Source organism: Peribacillus psychrosaccharolyticus ATCC 23296, assembly GCF_000305495.1.
In the GTDB taxonomy this organism is placed as follows: Bacteria; Bacillota; Bacilli; order Bacillales; family DSM-1321; genus Peribacillus; species Peribacillus psychrosaccharolyticus.
Genome location: NZ_AJTN02000204.1, coordinates 26,186 through 43,181, shown reverse-complemented (window position 1 = coordinate 43,181; position 16,996 = coordinate 26,186). Strand labels below are relative to the sequence as shown.

The window sequence follows — 16,996 nt, the reverse complement described above, 5'->3', positions numbered from 1 at the left end:
ACAATAGAAGAAAGATGGAAGGAGCACTCACATGAATATGGATTTTAATTTTTTAATGAATGATGTGGTTAAAAATGCCCGTGAGGAAATCAAAACGGCTGGATATACAGAGCTTACAACACCAGAAGATGTTGATTCAGCCTTTGCTCAAAAAGGTACAACACTTGTCATGATTAATTCCGTATGCGGATGTGCCGGAGGAATTGCAAGACCTGCAGCTGCACATTCCATTCATTATGATAAACGTCCTGATCATCTTGTCACTGTTTTTGCCGGACAAGATAAAGAAGCTACTGAAAAGGCTCGTGATTATTTTGAAGGATATCCGCCTTCATCTCCATCATTCGCAATTTTAAAAGATGGACAGTTCTTAACTATGGTAGAGCGGCACGAAATTGAAGGTCATGATCCAATGTCAGTAGTCAATAAACTACAAACTTACTTTGAACAATATTGTGAAGAAATTTAAGCCTGGTACACCGGGCTTTTTTTTTGCTTTTTTTATACATCGTTTGTTCCTATAAGTATATTATGTATATGTAAAATATACCAAAAATCCATTAAACTCAGTAGTCAATACGATTTATTTCTGTTTTACTATTTTTATTTATAAATAATATTGAATAAATATAGAAATATGTTAAAATAATTTTAGCGAATGGATAGGACAAAAATATCTTGAAAATAATAATGATATTGATCTAATAATTTTTTAATTGGAGGAAAGACAGCATGAAATTGAAGAGAAGATTTGGCCTTGTGTTTACTTCTGTTATCTTAGCAGGAGTACTTACAGCATGTGGAACATCTGATGATAAGGATGAATCATCAACTGGCAGCAGCAATGATACAGATAAGAACGTATTGATTATGGGAACTTCAGCGGATTACCCGCCATTTGAATTTGTTGAAACAGCTACAGGAGAAGAAATTAAGGGATTTGATGTAGATTTAGCGAAGGCCTTAGGGAAAAAGCTAGGCTATGAAGTAAAACCGAAGGATATTGATTTTAACGGCTTAATTCCAGCTCTAGAAAATGGACAAGCAGATTTAGTACTAGCAGGAATGACACCCACTCCTGAAAGGATCAAAACAGTAGATTTTAGTGATACCTATTATACTTCTAGAAACATGATTATTACGAAAAAAGGCAGTGACATTAAAACACCCGCTGACCTAGAAGGCAAAACAGTAGGTGTACAATTGGCTTCTATTCAAGAAGGGCTTGTTACAGACTTAGTGAAAGAAGAAAAGTTAGATATTAAAGTGGAAAAGCTAAATCGTATTCCTGAGATTGTACAGCAAATCATTTCTGGCCGTTACGATGCAGCTGTAATTGAAGATACTGTTTCAAAAGGCTATCTTGCAGACAATAAAGAATTAGTTGGTTCATTAATTGAAGACGGCAGCGAAGAGGCAGGTTCCGCAATCGCCTTTAAAAAAGATAGTAAGCTTAAAGATGAATTTAATGAAAAACTGAAAGAAATGAAAGAAAATGGCGAAGTAGAGAAATTAGTTCTAAAATGGTTCGGAGACGGAGCAGCAAAATAAGCAGTATAGAAGAGTGGGGAGACGTTCAAAAGGCCGGCCTTTTGAACGTTTTTCCATGAGGCCTTATAATCTGTATTATCAGAAAGTAGAAGCTGAGGGAGGAAGAGAGTTTTGAATTTAGATTTTGAAAGAATCATGCCTTCGATTCCTTATATTTTGGAAGGAATTCCAATTACCTTACAGGTTGTAGGAATTGCAGCTGTGATTGGGTTTGTTTTAGGGATTTTGCTATCCTTAATGAAAATAAGCAAATTAAAACCATTAAACTGGATCGCTGATTTTTATACCTCGATCTTTCGCGGGACACCGCTTGTTTTACAATTAATGCTGATTTATTTTGGTTCACCGCAGCTATTCGGTGTGCAAATAGATGCCTTCGAGGCAGCCTTCTTATCCTTCGGGTTAAATTCAGCTGCTTACATATCTGAAGTAATCCGCGGTGGAATTATGGCTGTGGATAAAGGTCAGATGGAAGCAGCGCAAGCTTTGGGTGTTCCATATAAAAGCAGTATGCTGAACATCATTTTACCACAGGCGTTTAAAAATATTTTACCAGCATTAATGAATGAACTAATTACCCTTACTAAGGAATCAGCCGTTGTGACCATCATCGGTCTCGGAGATATTATGCGTCGTTCATACATTGTTGGTGGAGAGACATATAAATTCTTCGAACCCATCTTAATTGCCGGCTTGATTTATTATGTCATGGTTATGATCCTGACTATTATCGGCAAGGTCATTGAAGGGAGAATGAGACGTAGTGATTAAAATAGAGAACCTCCATAAAAGCTTTGGTAAGCTGGATGTATTAAAAGGAATTCATACATCCATTAAAGAGGGCGAAGTCGTCGCCATTATCGGGCCGTCTGGTTCGGGTAAATCGACTTTCCTTCGTTGTTTGAACCTGCTGGAAACACCAACAAAAGGTCAAATTTGGATCAAAGATAAGGAAATCACCACAAAGGGGATAGACATTTCAAAGGTACGTGAAAATGTAGGAATGGTGTTCCAACATTTTAATTTGTTCCCACATAAGACAGTGCTAGGTAACATCATCTATGCTCCGATGAAGGTCAAAGGTATCTCAAAGGCTGACGCAGAAAAACAAGGCCGGGAGCTTTTAGAAATGGTTGGACTTGCTGCAAAAGAAAATCAATATCCAAATAAATTATCCGGTGGTCAAAAGCAGCGTGTTGCGATTGCAAGAGCACTGGCTATGAAGCCTGAAGTTATGCTCTTTGATGAACCAACCTCAGCACTAGATCCAGAAATGGTTAAAGAAGTACTGGCCGTTATGAAATCACTTGCGGATTCAGGCATGACAATGGCGATTGTTACACACGAAATGGGCTTTGCCCGCGAGGTTGCGGATCGAATTCTTTTCCTTGATGGCGGGAATCTAATTGAAGATGCATCCCCAGAAGAATTCTTCTCCACACCGAAAAGTCAACGTGCCCAAGATTTTCTCGAAAAAGTATTATAAAAAGCGTAAGCCTCACTGTACAGGATATCCTGATACAGTGAGGCTTATTTTTTATGCGCGTTTGACTAGTAAAAGATGATTGATAAACCAATTGCTGGTACTATTAGGATAACACTAATGAATCAGGGTGATACAGCATGACATTTAAGATTGGTTATCGAACAATTAAAACGGCAGTCGGAGTTACAGCAGCTATTTTTCTTGCCCAGCTTCTTGGGTTGAATAGTTTTTCTGGGGCAGGAATTATTACGATTCTTTGTATTCAAGTATCAAAAAAGAAATCCTTAAGGGCGTCCGTTTCACGGTTAATCGCTTGTATGATTGCCATCGTTTTTTCGGCTGTTTTATTTCAAGTCTTAGGCTTTAATGCTTGGGTTATCGGATTGATGTTGCTGCTGTTTATTCCTACAACCGTTGCTTTAAAAGTTAATGAGGGGATTGTAACGAGCAGCGTCATCATCCTGCATCTATATACAGCTGGGGAAATCACCTGGAAGCTGCTTCTTAATGAGGCAGCGTTGATTAGTATAGGGATAGGTGTAGCGCTTTTGGTTAACTGGTATATGCCGAGTCTCGATAATAAGTTAATTGTTTTTCAGGAAAAGATTGAAGAGAATTTTTCCAAAATCCTTAAAGAAGTCTCCCTTTATTTAAGGAATGAGGATAGTGAATGGGACGGCAGGGAAATTACGGAAACAGGGAAATTATTAGCTGAAGCTAAGACCTTGGCTTTCCGTGACGTTGAAAACCATTTCTTACGTGAGGAAGATATTTATTATCATTATTTTAAGATGAGAGAAAAACAATTTTCCATCATTGAACGGATTCTTCCATTGGTTGCGAACTTACCCTTACGTGTCAAACAGAGCGGGATGCTGGCCGAATTTATAGCCGAACTTGGTGAAAATGTGCACCCGCAAAATACAGCAATTGTTTATTTGGGAAAGTTAAAAGAAATGGATGCTGTTTTTAAAGAAATGAAACTTCCAAGCACGCGGCAGGAATTTGAATCTAGAGCAGCCCTATTGCAGCTGATGAAAGAAATAGAAGAGTACCTGCTGATTAAACGAAACTTTAAAGGACTTCCCGTTAAACAAACCATGCATCAAAAGAGAAGGACAGGCCTAAACTAAGCAAAAACGATAAGGATGTTTACTATGAAATTATTTTTATCGATTGTCTTGACTGCTATGCTTTTTCCTGTGCTTCATGACGTGCCCGCCGTGGCACCTGGTGAACCGTTTGTCATCGTTAATAAGGCGTTGAACAAAGTTGCATTTATTAATGGGAACAAAGTTCAGGAGGTATTTTCAGCAGGTACCGGAAAAAGCAAGGAGCTGACTCCTGAGGGATTATTTACGGTAACGGTTAAAGCGGTTAATCCATATTATCGTAAAAAAAATATCCCTGGCGGTGATCCGCGGAATCCGCTTGGTTCAAGATGGATTGGGTTTGATGCGTTAAATACAGATGGCCGCATTTATGGAATTCATGGCACCAATCAACCCGAATCCATCGGGAAATACATTTCCAATGGCTGTGTCCGGCTTTCAAAAGAGAATATCGAAAAACTATATGAGCAAGTGCCTATCGGAACCCAAGTGCTGATCACCAGTTCCTCAAAAGATTTCAAGACCCTTGCTAAGGAACAGGGAGCCATTAAATAAAGATTTATCACACAAAGCAGAGGATTTCATATTAGAAATCTGACTGCTTTTTTTTCAGGAGGGATAGGATGAAGAACCAGAGAAAAATTGTATTGTTTATTGCCCAAAGCTTGGATGGGTATATTGCGGCAAAAGGCGACTCATTAGAGTGGTTATTTAGGGTTGAAGGGGAAGGAGATAATGGCTTTTCTGAATTCTTCGAAACGGTGGATACGGTCATAATGGGTAAACGAACGTATGATTGGATAATGAATCAGGAAAATGGTCAATTTCCTTATCAAACGAAGGATTGTTATGTTTTTTCTAGGTCAGACTTGCATGATACAGATCATGTTAAATTTGTTAATGAAGACAGCGTTACGTTTACTGATCACTTGAAAAAGGAAGAAGGGAAAAATATTTGGATGGTTGGAGGCGGTGATTTATTACATACGTTTTTAAAAGAAAAATTAGTTGATGAACTAATCTTGACTGTTGCCCCAACAATTATAGGAGAAGGAATTCCTTTATTTAAAACAGGGGATTATGAGCTGGAACTTTCTTTAAAAGGTACTAGAACCTTTAATCAATTTGTGGAATTACATTACGTTGTCAAGAGAAGGTAAGTGAAAGAGGCTGTCCCAGAAGGGCAGCCTCTTTCACGTTTTTTTATAAGAAAACGGCGATTCCGGAAAACAGTGTAGTCAGAAGCATGCAAGCGAGCATTAAATAAACAACAATTTTTCTGTTTTTTTTATTGTTCATGGACATCTCCTCTTTCGGAAGTGATTATATTTATTTTAACGTGTATAAAAAAGATAAACAAGCAGAAGTTCTAGGGGTTTTAACAATTATTACTGGTGTTATTTCGTCAGAATAGATAGAATATTGTTATAGTTACATAATGGTAGAAGGGGAGAGGTAAAGATGATACAGAAAATTGATCATATCGGAATTGCCGTTCATTCAATAAATGACGCGCTTCCGCTGTATACAGAGGTCTTTGGGATGAAGTTAGAAGCAATTGAGACTGTAGAAAACCAAGGGGTTAAGGTAGCGTTCTTGTTTGCGGGGAATATAAGACTAGAATTATTGGAAGCGTTATCAGAAGAAAGTCCAATTGCTGGATACTTAGCAAAACGCGGAGAAGGGATCCATCACATTGCATTAGGGGTAGAGGGAATCGAAAGTAGAATTGAGGAGTTGAAAGAGAAGGGAATTACGATGATTGATGATACATCACGCCTGGGTGCGCATGAGGCTAAAGTGGCTTTTATCCATCCAAAATCAACAGCACGCGTATTATTCGAACTATGTGAACAGCAAAATTAAGGGGGAGTAAACATGACGGATATCTATGAAACAATAAATGATTTATACGATAGAAGAAGAGAAGTGGAAAATGGGGGCGGAGACGACCGAATTGCTAAACAGCATGAGAAAGGAAAGTTAACGGCACGAGAAAGAATTGAGCTTTTAGTTGATCCTGGAACTTTTGTTGAGTTAAATCCTTTCATTGAACATCGAAGTGTTGATTTTGGTCTCGATCAGGTCAAAGGGCCTGGTGATGGGGTCGTTACGGGGTATGGAAAAGTGAATGGGCGGCCTATTTATTTGTTTTCTCAGGATTTCACAGTCTTTGGCGGTGCATTAGGGGAGATGCATGCGAAGAAAATATCGAATGTAATGGACCTTGCCGCAAAAAATGGCGCACCGTTCGTCGGGTTAAATGATTCAGGCGGGGCCAGGATACAAGAAGGTGTCGTCTCACTGGATGGATATGGTCATATTTTTTATCGTAATGCCATTTATTCAGGAGTTATTCCGCAAATATCAGTGATTATGGGACCTTGTGCAGGCGGAGCGGTGTATTCACCAGCAATTACTGATTTTGTATTCATGGTCGAGAAAACAAGCCAAATGTTCATTACAGGACCAAAGGTTATTGAAACGGTTACGGGAGAAAAAATTAGTTCTGAGGATTTAGGCGGTGCAGGAGTACATAATAGTATTAGCGGCAATGCTCATTTTCAAGGGGAAACGGAAGAGGAAGTTCTTTCTCAAGTCAGAGCATTATTAAGTTATTTACCACAGAATAATGAAGAAAAACCTCCACGGCTTGAAGCGGATTTAGAGGAAGACTACCGTCCTGATTTAACAGATGTTATTCCATTCGATGGTTTAAGACCGTATGATGTCCGGAAAGTAATCGATCAAGTTGTCGATCTAAATAGTTTTATGGAGGTTCAAAAGGACTTTGCAAAGAATATTGTAATCGGACTAGCACGGATTAAGGGTGAAGTCGTTGGACTAATCTGCAATCAGCCGAAGGTTCTTGCTGGAGGACTGGATATTAACTCCTCGGATAAAGCCGCACGATTTATCCGTTTCTGTGATTCATTCAATATTCCGTTGATTACGTTTGAAGATGTTTCTGGTTTCTTCCCAGGGGTTAAACAAGAGCATGGGGGAATTATCCGCCATGGGGCAAAAATTCTTTATGCTTATTCAGAAGCAACGGTACCGAAAATGACAGTGATTCTCCGTAAGGCATATGGAGGCGCTTATGTAGCCCTTAACAGTAAGTCAATTGGTGCTGATATGGTCTTTGCTTGGCCAAACGCTGAAATCGCAGTAATGGGCCCTCAAGGAGCAGCCAACATTATCTTTGCCCGTGACATTCAAAATAGTGAAAATCCAGAAGAGACGCGTGCACAAAAAATAGAAGAATATCGCGAAAAATTTGCGAATCCATATGTGGCAGCCAAACAGGGGATGGTTGATGATGTTATTGATCCACGCGAAACAAGGATTAAACTCATCCAGTCACTTGACATGCTGCGTAATAAAAAAGATAGCCGTCCATATAAAAAACATGGCAATATCCCTCTATAAGGCTGCAAGATTTGCTGGTTTTCAACATTAGACGTATACTTAATTGGAGATAATTATTGGAGGTTAGACGAGTATGATTAATCAAGAACGCTTAGTAAGTGAATTTTTTGAATTAGTACAAATCGATTCTGAAACAAAACATGAAGCTGACATTGCTAAAGTCTTAAAAGAAAAGTTTGCTTCCCTTGGAGTAGACGTTTTTGAAGATGATACAACAAGTCAGACTGGACATGGAGCAGGAAATCTTGTCTGCACGTTAAAAGGAAATAAAGAAGGCGTAGATACCATCTATTTCACATCACACATGGATACAGTTGTACCAGGAAAAGGCATCAAGCCTTCCATAAAAGACGGCTATATCGTTTCTGATGGAACAACAATTTTGGGTGCTGATGATAAAGCTGGTTTAGCTGTTATGCTTGAAACTTTGCGTGTTATAAAAGAAGAAAATATCGCCCATGGGACGATTGAATTTATTATAACGGTTGGTGAAGAATCAGGACTTGTGGGTGCTAAAGTACTGGATCGTTCACTTGTAACGGCTAAATTCGGCTATGCACTTGATAGTGATGGAAAAGTTGGTGAAATTGTTGTGGCTGCTCCAACACAGGCAAAAGTAGGCGCACGTATTTACGGTAAAACGGCTCATGCTGGTGTAGCACCGGAAAAAGGAATTTCTGCTATCACAATTGCTTCTAAAGCCATTTCAAAAATGCCGCTTGGTCGTATTGATGAAGAAACAACTGCAAATATTGGTCGCTTTGAGGGCGGACAACAGACGAATATTGTTTGTGATTATGTAGAGATTTTAGCTGAGGCACGTTCACTTGTTCCGGAAAAAATGGAACAACAAGTTCAGAAAATGAAGGATGCCTTCGAATCAGCTGCAGCAGAGCTTGGCGGCAAAGCAGAAGTCGAAGTAAAAGTTATGTATCCTGGTTTTAAATATGGAGCAGGTGATCATGTTGTTGAGGTAGCTAAAAAAGCGGCAGCTAAAATCGGCCGTCCTGGAACACTTCAGAAGAGCGGCGGCGGCAGTGATGCTAACGTTATTGCAGGCTTCGGTATTCCAACGGTTAACCTGGCTGTAGGTTATGAAGAGATTCATACAACAAATGAAAAAATTCCTGTTGAAGAACTAAGCAAGCTTGCTGAAATGGTTCTTGCCATTATAGCTGAAACTGCGGGCGAATAAAGGGGAAATGGGGATTTTCATTCGTAGAAAATCCCCGTTTTTTTAAGATAGCGAGGTCGAATGGATGAGCAAGATAACGAAAGTAGTAGTGTTCATGGTTGGAGGTGCGGAATATGCCCTGCCGATTGAATGTGTACAATCAATTGAGAATCCAGGAGAGATAACGGCTGCCCAAGCTCCTGATTACGTAGCTGGAATGTGTGTAGTAAGAGGGGAAATCCTTCCCTTGGTTCATACACAAAGACTATTTGATTCCTCTAAAGGAAGCAGTGACGGTCAGCTCAAATGGATCATTTTAAGTATGGATCAGCAGCAAATGGGGTTAATCGTTGAGGAGGCCAAAGAAATTTTGGATCTGTCAGGCGTCGCGGTTAAACAATTAGGAATGCTAGGACTTGCTAACCGGAATTATTTTCTTGGTGTAGCGAATGTGAATGGCCGTTTAATTACGATTATGGATCCCCAAAAGTTATTTATGCTGAATGGAGTAGAAAACCTAAACCTGCACAGTCATCCTTAACAGGAAGGCTGTTTTTTTAAAAGGCAACAGCTAGACCAAGGATGTGACAATAATGAATCAGATGTATCCGAAAAATGGCAGAGTCATTCTTCATGTTGATATGAATAGCTTTTATGCATCAGTTGAAATGGCTCATAATCCCATGTTAAAGGGAAAACCGTTGGCAGTAGCAGGCAATGTAGAGGAACGACGGGGAATTATTGTGACTTGCAGCTATGAGGCACGAAAATTCGGCGTTAAAACAACGATGCCGCTTTGGGAAGCTAAAAAGCTTTGTCCTAGTCTAGTTGTGATGAAGCCTAATTTCGAACGGTATCGAACGGCTTCATCTGGGATTTTTGATCTTCTACGATCTTTTACTGAACAGGTTGAGCCGGTATCGATTGATGAAGGGTACCTTGATATTAGTGATTGTGCGGAGATGGGTACGCCGATTGAGATTGCCGAAACAATCCAAAACCGCATCCTTCAAACCATGGATCTGCCTTGCAGTATTGGAATTGCACCTAATAAATTTCTAGCTAAAACGGCTTCTGATATGAAAAAACCGCTTGGGATAACCATTTTAAGGAAAAGGGATGTACCTAAAATTCTGTGGCCATATGAAGTGGGCGAGATGCATGGAATCGGGAATAAGACAGCGGAAAAGTTTAACGCTGTGGGGATTCGGACGATCGGTGATCTGGCACATGCTCCTGATGGTCTCATGAAGCAGCTGCTTGGTATAAATGGGACAAGATTGAAAAACCGGGCTATGGGTATAGATGATCGGCCGGTGGACCCAGAATCGATTTATGAACATAAGAGCATCGGTAATTCGACTACGCTCCCAAAGGATACAAATAGTCAAAAGGAGCTGACAGCTGTTCTGGGCAGACTTTCATTAAAAGTTGCACAACGGTTGAAGAATAAAAGTTTGGTCGGGCATAAGATAGGTGTTACTATTCGTTATAAGGACCGCCGTACGGTGACACGGAGCAGATTAGTCGCCAATGCTTTTTCAGAGAGTGAAGAAATTCATGCACTAGCTATCGAGTTATTCACCAAACATTGGAATGGTGAAGACGTCCGGCTTCTTGGTGTCACAGCTTTCGAGGTAATCGAAAAGGAATCAGCTTATAAACAGCTGGATTTATTTTCTTATGAAAAGGAAGCTGTTAAGGAACCGTTGTATAATGTAATGCAGCAGCTGCAGAGCAAATACGGCAAGGGAATAATAAAAAAAGGACTTCCTCCCGTTCGTAAAACCGGGCAGGCAGATACAAGCTTTAGTAAAGATTTTCTTGATTAAATGAAGAGATTTATTCCAATATTCAAGGGTTTTTCGTTTGTTTTTCTCACGTAACGTGTAAAATAGAAGGGGTAAGTACTCTTCTAGATAAATCAAGACAAGAATGGAGTAGATGACGTTGACTAAACAGCAAATTGGTGTAATTTTAATATTGAAAGCAGAGGATACTCTATATCCGTTTATAATCGTTCAAAAGAAAAAACGGAAGATATGATGAAAGAAGCAGAAGGAAAAAACGTTTATCCTGCTTATACGATGGAAGACTTTGTGGCGTCCCTTGAAAAACCACGTAAGATTTTACTTATGGTTAAGGCGGGTGGACCGACTGATGCGACCATCGAACAGTTAAAACCACTTCTAGATAAAGGCGACATTGTGATTGATGGCGGGAATACGTTCTTTAGAGATACACAGCGCCGTAACGACGAGTTAAGCAAACTTGGTATCCATTTCATTGGAACGGGTGTTTCAGGCGGAGAAGAGGGTGCATTAACCGGTCCTTCTATCATGCCTGGCGGCCAACTAGAAGCATATGAACTTGTGGCGCCGATTTTAAAAGCCATTTCTGCCAAAGTTGATGGAGATGCATGCTGCACGTATATCGGACCAGATGGTGCCGGTCATTATGTGAAAATGGTACATAACGGAATTGAATATGGAGATATGCAGTTGATCTCTGAAGTCTATTTCCTTTTAAAACATGTTGTCGGTCTTTCAGCAGAGGAATTACATGAAGTATTTGCTGAGTGGAATAAAGGTGAACTAGACAGCTACTTAATTGAGATTACGGCAGACATCTTCAAGAAATATGATGAAGAAACTGGTAAGCCGATGGTAGATGTCATTCTTGATAAAGCAGGACAAAAGGGCACTGGTAAATGGACAAGTCAGAGCGCTCTTGACCTTGGTGTGCCGCTTCCAATTATTACGGAATCTGTATTTGCCCGCTATATTTCAAGTCTTAAAGACGAACGTACAGCAGCAAGCAAGCTGTTAAGCGGTCCAACTATTTCTGCGTTTGACGGAGACAAAGCCGTCTATATCGAAAGTGTTCGGAAGGCTCTTTACATGAGTAAGATTTGTTCATATGCTCAAGGATTTGCCCAAATGAAAGCAGCTTCAGAAGAGTATAACTGGAATTTAAGTTATGGTGAAATCGCCATGATCTTCCGCGGTGGATGTATTATCCGTGCACAATTCTTACAAAAAATTAAAGATGCATTCGATCGTGATGCAAATCTTAATAACCTGCTTCTTGATCCGTACTTTAAGAATATAGCGGAAGGCTACCAAGGGGCGCTTAGAGAAGTCGTTTCTTCTGCTGTACTAAACGGAATTCCTGTTCCAGGATTATCTGCTGCACTATCTTACTTTGACAGCTACCGGACAGAAACGCTGCCGGCAAACCTGATTCAGGCCCAACGTGATTACTTTGGTGCTCATACGTACCAACGTGTTGATAAAGAAGGAACATTCCATACAGAATGGATGGAAAAATAATTATAAACGTCACCAATTGGTGGCGTTTTTTTGTTGAGCAGAATGTAATATAAAAACGATAATATTAGGAGGAGACATGGGAATATTCGATGTTTTTACGACTAAATGCGGGATATGTAAGAGGAAAATCAAACCATTGCGAGCCTATACAAATGATCAAGGCAAAGTGATGAAAGTTTGTCTGCCATGTTCAGAATATGCTGAACGAAGAGCTTATCGATTACTATAGGAGCTATTTGATTTGGTTATGTATAAATTTGGCGCCGTATTACCAGATTTGACCGATGGAAACATAGGGAAAGCCGTTAAAGGTCGAAACTTAGAGGAGCCAATGGCTCCCCCTAGTTTTAGCTATTAACGGCGGTGCTCTACCAAGTCAATCACACCGAGAACGACATGTGCCAGGCCGAAGCCAAAGATGGTATTTGCGATCATTTTATTTGAACCCCGCGTTTGTTTCATTGCATAACCAGCCGCGGTTACAGCTGTTCCAAGTGCAGCAGGAATTGCGCCTTCACGAATATCCATCGTTAGTTCCCTCCCAAATGGTATTTGGACCTGATGCGTGTTCATGCATCCCCATTAGTTTGACCTTTGGACAGCGAATTAATCCTAGCTGCATTTTCTAATTAAGGGAGGTGGTACCAAGCAAAGCAGGATTAGTCAGGCCGAACGAAGACGGAAATTCAGTAAAAAAAGAGCCAACTCAAGCAAAAACACAGTAGGGAAGAATCAGCTGGAGTTGGGGCAGAATGATGGCTCAAACGGGGAGAATAAATCGGAGTTGGGGCAGAATGATTGGCAGTTGGGGAAGAATGGATAGATTAGTCAGGCTGAACGATGATCGAAAACCAGACAAAAGAGCCAACTCAAGCAGAAAAGCAGTTAGAAGGAATCAGTTGGGGCAGAATGATGGCTCAAACGGGGAGAATAAATCGGGGTTGGAGCAGAATGATGGGCAGAGTTTAAGCGATAGTTCCTTCGGGTAGTAGAGTATCATCATTTTCCTTCATGGCTAAATGTTTAGTGCATATACTTTTCTTGAGAGACGGCGCAATGTAAGTAAAGGAGAGGTTGATTCATGCAGGTTGTTTGGCTGGCAGTTGTTTTTTTCCTACTAATGATTTTGTTTGAAACGAGTATTTCTTTTTGGTTAAATTTTGGTTCGGTAAAGAACATAACTGAGGAGAAGAAAGTAAGAAGCAAAGAAAAACATGGTTTGTTTAAGGGTAAACTTCAAAAAAAGGATGTGTCCTAAAATAAAAAGCAGACACCCTCATAGGTGTCTGCTTGTGTTAAGTATTAACAATTAGGTTCGAATTTATCAATATGCCACCAGAAGTTTCCATCTTCTTCTAGAAGTTGATCAGCACTTTTTGGACCCGTGCTGCCGGCTGGATAATTCGGGAAGCTTGTTTCTTTTGTGTTTTCCCATACTTCAGAAATTGTATCGACAAATTTCCAAGATAGGGCTACTTCATCCCAGTGAGTGAAGTTAGTTGCATCGCCGCGCATACTGTCAAATAACAGTTTTTCATAGGCTTCGGGGGTGTTGATCCGGTCGACTTTACTGCTGGAGTAAGCCAATTGAACAGGCTGTGTTTCAATATTTTTACCGGATTTTTTCGCGTTAAGGTGAAGCGTGATTCCTTCCTCTGGTTGAATGTGGATCACAAGCAGATTCGGGTTTAACGTTTCATTAGGCTTGTAATACAAATTCATAGGAATATCTTTAAATTGAACAACAATTCTTGTTGATTTAGCTTCCATTCTTTTTCCTGTACGGATGTAAAAAGGAACGCCAGCCCAACGGAAATTGTCAATCATCAGCTTACCGGCTACAAATGTTTCCGTGTTTGAATTAGGATCTACCATATGCTCATTACGATAAGCAGGTAATGTTTCTCCATCTACGACACCTTCGTCGTACTGTCCGCGGACAAAGTATTGACCAACCTCATCTTTTTTGAGCGGACGAAGCGAACGAAGAGCACGTACTTTTTCACTCCGGATTTCTTCTGTCTCTAAGCGGATTGGCGGTTCCATTGCAAGAAGCGCAACCATTTGCATTAAATGGTTTTGCACCATATCACGGAGTGCACCGCTTGTTTCGTAATACCGGCCGCGTTCTTCTACGCCAAGTACTTCACTAGATGTGACTTGGATGTTAGAAATGTAACGGCTGTTCCATAGTGGTTCAAATAAGGCATTAGAGAAACGAATAACTTCTATATTTTGGACCATTTCTTTACCAAGATAATGATCGATTCGATAAATTTCATCCTCTGAAAAAGCAGTCCGGATTTTATCGTTTAATATTTGAGCTGAATCGAAGCTTGTGCCAAATGGTTTTTCGATAACCAGACGTTTATAACCCTTTGTTTCGGTCAAGTTTTGGGCTTTTAATTGCTCAGCAATTGTTCCGAAAAATTCAGGAGCCATCGCTAGGTAAAAAATACGATTACCTGATAATTCATACTGCTCATCTAAACTTTCAGCCATTTCCCGAAGTTTTATGTAGGATGCTTCATTGGTAACATCATGAGAATGATAATAGAAATGGGAAGCAAACTCATCGATGTTTTCTGTAGCTCCTGCGAATGTTGTTACAGAATCTTTCACATTTGCTTGGAACTCTTCTTCGGTTAATGGTCTTCTTGCTACACCAACGACAGCAAAGTTACCCATTTTCTCTTTTTGGAACAACCGATAGATGGAAGGAAATAATTTCCGCTTCGCTAAATCACCAGTAGCACCGAAGATGACGATTAATGCAGTCGGTTTATTCGCTGTTGTCACAATAAAAAACCTCTCTTTTCTATAAAATACATGTGTACTATCAACTACATCATTTTAATGATTGTTTCGCTTTAACGCAATCAATTGGACCTAAACTTCTAAATTTTATAAAGGCTAGCCTTTATTGTCCCCTTAATGCTGCTAATTTATGTTCCCGTTGGTTTATGATATATTTAACGGTAAGAATAATTGTTTTAATCGGAGGGTGTATTGTGGATTTTGTTTTTTTAGGAACTGGTGCAGGAATACCGGCTAAAGCGAGAAATGTATCTGCCATTGCCCTAGAACTGCTTGAAGAACGGGGTGCAGTTTGGTTATTTGATTGCGGAGAGGCTACTCAGCATCAGATATTAAGAACTCCAGTAAAACCGAGACGAATTGAAAAGATTTTCATTACTCATCTGCACGGCGATCATATATTCGGTCTGCCAGGATTTTTAAGCAGCCGTTCGTTTCAAGGCGGGACAGAGGAATTAATCATATATGGACCAGCAGGAATTGAAGAATTCGTGTTAACAAGCCTAAGGGTTAGTGGAACCCATGTTTTGTATCCTTTGCAATTTGTAGAGGTTACAGAAGGGGTTGTGTTTGAAGATGAAACGTTTATCGTAACTGCTATGCCGCTTGATCATGGTATATTCTGTCTTGGCTATCGAATCGTTGAAAAAGACCGGCCAGGTGTGCTGCTTGTGGATAAATTACGATCAGAAGGAATAAAGCCCGGACCATTATTTAAGCGTTTGAAAAATGGCGAGGATGTACAGCTCGAGGATGGGAGAATTCTGAGTGGAAAGAATTATTTGGGAGAACCGCAAAAGGGAAGAGTGATCACCATTTTAGGTGACACGAGACCATGTGAGGCGGTAGATATCTTAGCTGAAAATGCGGATTACCTTGTACATGAAGCGACTTTTTCTGAAAAAGATGTGAAGATTGCACATGATTATTATCATTCTACTACCGTCCAGGCAGCTGAAGCTGCCAGTCGTGCTAGAGTTAAACAGTTAATCTTGACGCATATTAGTTCACGGTATCTAGCAGACGATATCATCCAGCTGCGGAATGAAGCCGCTGCTGTTTTTCCTGAAACAATGATTGCTGAAGATCTATTGTCAGTGAAGATCCCCTTAAATTAAAGGGAAAGAACTAGAGCTGAATAGTTAAAAAGGCTATACTATAATCATAGATCGAAATGCTATTAAAAGGAGCTATTAATATGAGCAAGGATACACTACATACTAAGGCGATTGATTTCTTATTGAAGACGAGCAGGACATTCTTTATCCCAATCAGCCACCTTCCAGGTGAACTGCAAGATACAGTGGGGGCTGCTTACCTTTGTATGAGAGCTATAGATGAGATTGAAGATCATCCTGAACTTCCTTCTGAGGTGAAAATCAAGCTATTGACTGAATTAAGCAAGCTGCTCCAGGAAGACGTATCAAAAGAATCAATTGAGACGTTATTTGAGCCATACCACTCTTTACTTCCAGAAGTGACTCTCCTTCTGCATGACTGGATTAGTCTCTGTCCTGATTCGATTCATGAAAAAGTTCTTGAATCAACAGCGATTATGGCAGGTGGAATGGCTAAATGGACGGAGAAAAACTGGGAAATTAAAAGTGTAGAGGATCTTGATGAGTACACCTATTATGTTGCAGGACTTGTAGGTGTGATGCTCACAGATATCTGGAAGTGGTATGACGAAACCGAAGCAGATAAAGAGCTGGCTGTAGCATTCGGACGCGGCCTGCAGGCAGTTAATATTCTTCGCAACAAAGGGGAAGATTCTGAACGCGGTGTTAACTTTTATCCGAAAGGCTGGGGATTTGAGGAAATGCTTGCTTACACCCAGAAGAATTTAAGCTTAGCTGATACCTACTTAACAGAAATTAAGTCTCAGGTGGTTCGTGATTTCTGTAATATTCCGTTAGCCCTTGCACACGGAACATTAAAGGCTTTACTTGAAGGACGGGAAAAAATTAATCGGACTGAGGTAAACGAAATCGTAGATAACGCTATTAATAAGTAATGAAGAAACCATAAAAACCCGGCTCTCCTAATGAGAGTCGGTTTTATGGTTTAAATAGTTAGAATATTTTAAAAATATAAA

Annotated in this window: 20 protein-coding genes and 1 pseudogene; 18 read left to right on the top strand and 3 right to left on the bottom strand. The window is 40.1% G+C overall.

Annotated elements, in window-relative coordinates; genetic code table 11:
* The first annotated feature begins 31 nt into the window (after positions 1–31).
* From WYK_RS13750 to WYK_RS13720, 7 genes are all read left to right on the top strand, one after another.
* Positions 32–469: a BrxA/BrxB family bacilliredoxin gene (locus tag WYK_RS13750; RefSeq protein WP_040375053.1), complete on the top strand. Its 438-nt coding sequence runs from the start codon at positions 32–34 to the stop codon at positions 467–469.
* A gap of 269 nt (positions 470–738) precedes the next feature.
* Positions 739–1,551 carry a transporter substrate-binding domain-containing protein gene (locus tag WYK_RS13745; RefSeq protein ID WP_411838344.1) on the top strand — a complete coding sequence of 271 codons (813 nt, stop codon included), beginning with the start codon at positions 739–741 and terminating at the stop codon, positions 1,549–1,551.
* A 111-nt stretch (positions 1,552–1,662) separates the two neighbouring features.
* Complete coding sequence (locus tag WYK_RS13740; RefSeq protein ID WP_040375051.1) at positions 1,663–2,322, top strand: amino acid ABC transporter permease; 660 nt, start codon at positions 1,663–1,665, stop codon at positions 2,320–2,322.
* Entirely contained in the window at positions 2,315–3,037 is a 723-nt protein-coding gene (locus WYK_RS13735; RefSeq protein WP_040375050.1) for an amino acid ABC transporter ATP-binding protein, read from the top strand. The genes WYK_RS13740 and WYK_RS13735 overlap by 8 nt, the downstream gene beginning before the upstream one ends.
* Before the next feature lie 137 nt (positions 3,038–3,174).
* Positions 3,175–4,170 (top strand): aromatic acid exporter family protein, encoded by a 996-nt coding sequence (locus WYK_RS13730; protein ID WP_040375049.1) that lies wholly within the window; start codon positions 3,175–3,177, stop codon positions 4,168–4,170.
* A gap of 57 nt (positions 4,171–4,227) precedes the next feature.
* A complete protein-coding gene (locus WYK_RS13725) occupies positions 4,228–4,704 on the top strand; it encodes a L,D-transpeptidase (protein ID WP_040375069.1) in 477 nt (158 codons plus the stop codon).
* 68 nt (positions 4,705–4,772) lie between these two features.
* Positions 4,773–5,309, top strand: coding sequence for a dihydrofolate reductase family protein (locus WYK_RS13720; RefSeq protein WP_040375048.1), 537 nt, complete (start codon positions 4,773–4,775; stop codon positions 5,307–5,309).
* 43 nt (positions 5,310–5,352) lie between these two features.
* Here WYK_RS13720 and prli42 read toward each other — a convergent pair whose 3' ends face one another.
* Positions 5,353–5,448 (bottom strand): stressosome-associated protein Prli42, encoded by a 96-nt coding sequence (gene prli42 / locus WYK_RS26030; protein WP_152526474.1) that lies wholly within the window; start codon positions 5,446–5,448, stop codon positions 5,353–5,355.
* A gap of 162 nt (positions 5,449–5,610) precedes the next feature.
* Here prli42 and mce point away from each other — a divergent pair, with 162 nt between their 5' ends.
* The 7 genes and pseudogenes from mce to WYK_RS25145 all read left to right on the top strand — a co-directional run bounded on the left by mce (position 5,611) and on the right by WYK_RS25145 (position 12,313).
* Positions 5,611–6,015 carry a methylmalonyl-CoA epimerase gene (gene mce, locus WYK_RS13715; RefSeq protein WP_040375047.1) on the top strand — a complete coding sequence of 135 codons (405 nt, stop codon included), beginning with the start codon at positions 5,611–5,613 and terminating at the stop codon, positions 6,013–6,015.
* A gap of 12 nt (positions 6,016–6,027) precedes the next feature.
* Positions 6,028–7,578, top strand: a complete 1,551-nt coding sequence (locus tag WYK_RS13710) for an acyl-CoA carboxylase subunit beta (protein WP_040375046.1) — start codon at positions 6,028–6,030, stop codon at positions 7,576–7,578.
* A gap of 73 nt (positions 7,579–7,651) precedes the next feature.
* Positions 7,652–8,773 (top strand): tripeptidase T, encoded by a 1,122-nt coding sequence (locus WYK_RS13705; protein WP_040375045.1) that lies wholly within the window; start codon positions 7,652–7,654, stop codon positions 8,771–8,773.
* 64 nt (positions 8,774–8,837) lie between these two features.
* Positions 8,838–9,293, top strand: coding sequence for a chemotaxis protein CheW (locus WYK_RS13700; protein WP_040375044.1), 456 nt, complete (start codon positions 8,838–8,840; stop codon positions 9,291–9,293).
* 52 nt (positions 9,294–9,345) lie between these two features.
* Entirely contained in the window at positions 9,346–10,584 is a 1,239-nt protein-coding gene (locus WYK_RS13695; protein WP_040375043.1) for a DNA polymerase IV, read from the top strand.
* Between the two features lie 144 nt (positions 10,585–10,728).
* Positions 10,729–12,084: pseudogene (gndA, locus tag WYK_RS13690) on the top strand (NADP-dependent phosphogluconate dehydrogenase); the annotation flags it as partial.
* Positions 12,085–12,160: 76 nt separating this feature from the next.
* A complete protein-coding gene (locus WYK_RS25145) occupies positions 12,161–12,313 on the top strand; it encodes a hypothetical protein (protein WP_169732065.1) in 153 nt (50 codons plus the stop codon).
* A 125-nt stretch (positions 12,314–12,438) separates the two neighbouring features.
* Here WYK_RS25145 and WYK_RS13685 read toward each other — a convergent pair whose 3' ends face one another.
* Entirely contained in the window at positions 12,439–12,612 is a 174-nt protein-coding gene (locus WYK_RS13685) for a hypothetical protein (protein ID WP_040375042.1), read from the bottom strand.
* Between the two features lie 224 nt (positions 12,613–12,836).
* Here WYK_RS13685 and WYK_RS13680 point away from each other — a divergent pair, with 224 nt between their 5' ends.
* Together WYK_RS13680 and WYK_RS24945 are read left to right on the top strand one after the other, a co-directional pair.
* A complete protein-coding gene (locus tag WYK_RS13680) occupies positions 12,837–13,073 on the top strand; it encodes a hypothetical protein (RefSeq protein WP_040375041.1) in 237 nt (78 codons plus the stop codon).
* Positions 13,074–13,165: 92 nt separating this feature from the next.
* On the top strand, positions 13,166–13,342 hold the full coding sequence (locus WYK_RS24945) for a hypothetical protein (RefSeq protein WP_161629136.1): 177 nt from the start codon (positions 13,166–13,168) through the stop codon (positions 13,340–13,342).
* 44 nt (positions 13,343–13,386) lie between these two features.
* On the opposite strand, the gene zwf is transcribed toward WYK_RS24945, so the two are convergent.
* The gene (zwf, locus tag WYK_RS13675; protein WP_040375040.1) at positions 13,387–14,883 is read right to left on the bottom strand and encodes a glucose-6-phosphate dehydrogenase; all 1,497 of its coding nucleotides are present in this window, start codon (positions 14,881–14,883) and stop codon (positions 13,387–13,389) included.
* A 212-nt stretch (positions 14,884–15,095) separates the two neighbouring features.
* On the opposite strand from zwf, the gene rnz reads away from it, so the two are divergent.
* Complete coding sequence (rnz, locus tag WYK_RS13670) at positions 15,096–16,019, top strand: ribonuclease Z (RefSeq protein WP_040375039.1); 924 nt, start codon at positions 15,096–15,098, stop codon at positions 16,017–16,019.
* Between the two features lie 80 nt (positions 16,020–16,099).
* Positions 16,100–16,915, top strand: a complete 816-nt coding sequence (locus WYK_RS13665; RefSeq protein ID WP_040375038.1) for a squalene/phytoene synthase family protein — start codon at positions 16,100–16,102, stop codon at positions 16,913–16,915.
* The last annotated feature ends 81 nt before the right edge of the window (positions 16,916–16,996 follow it).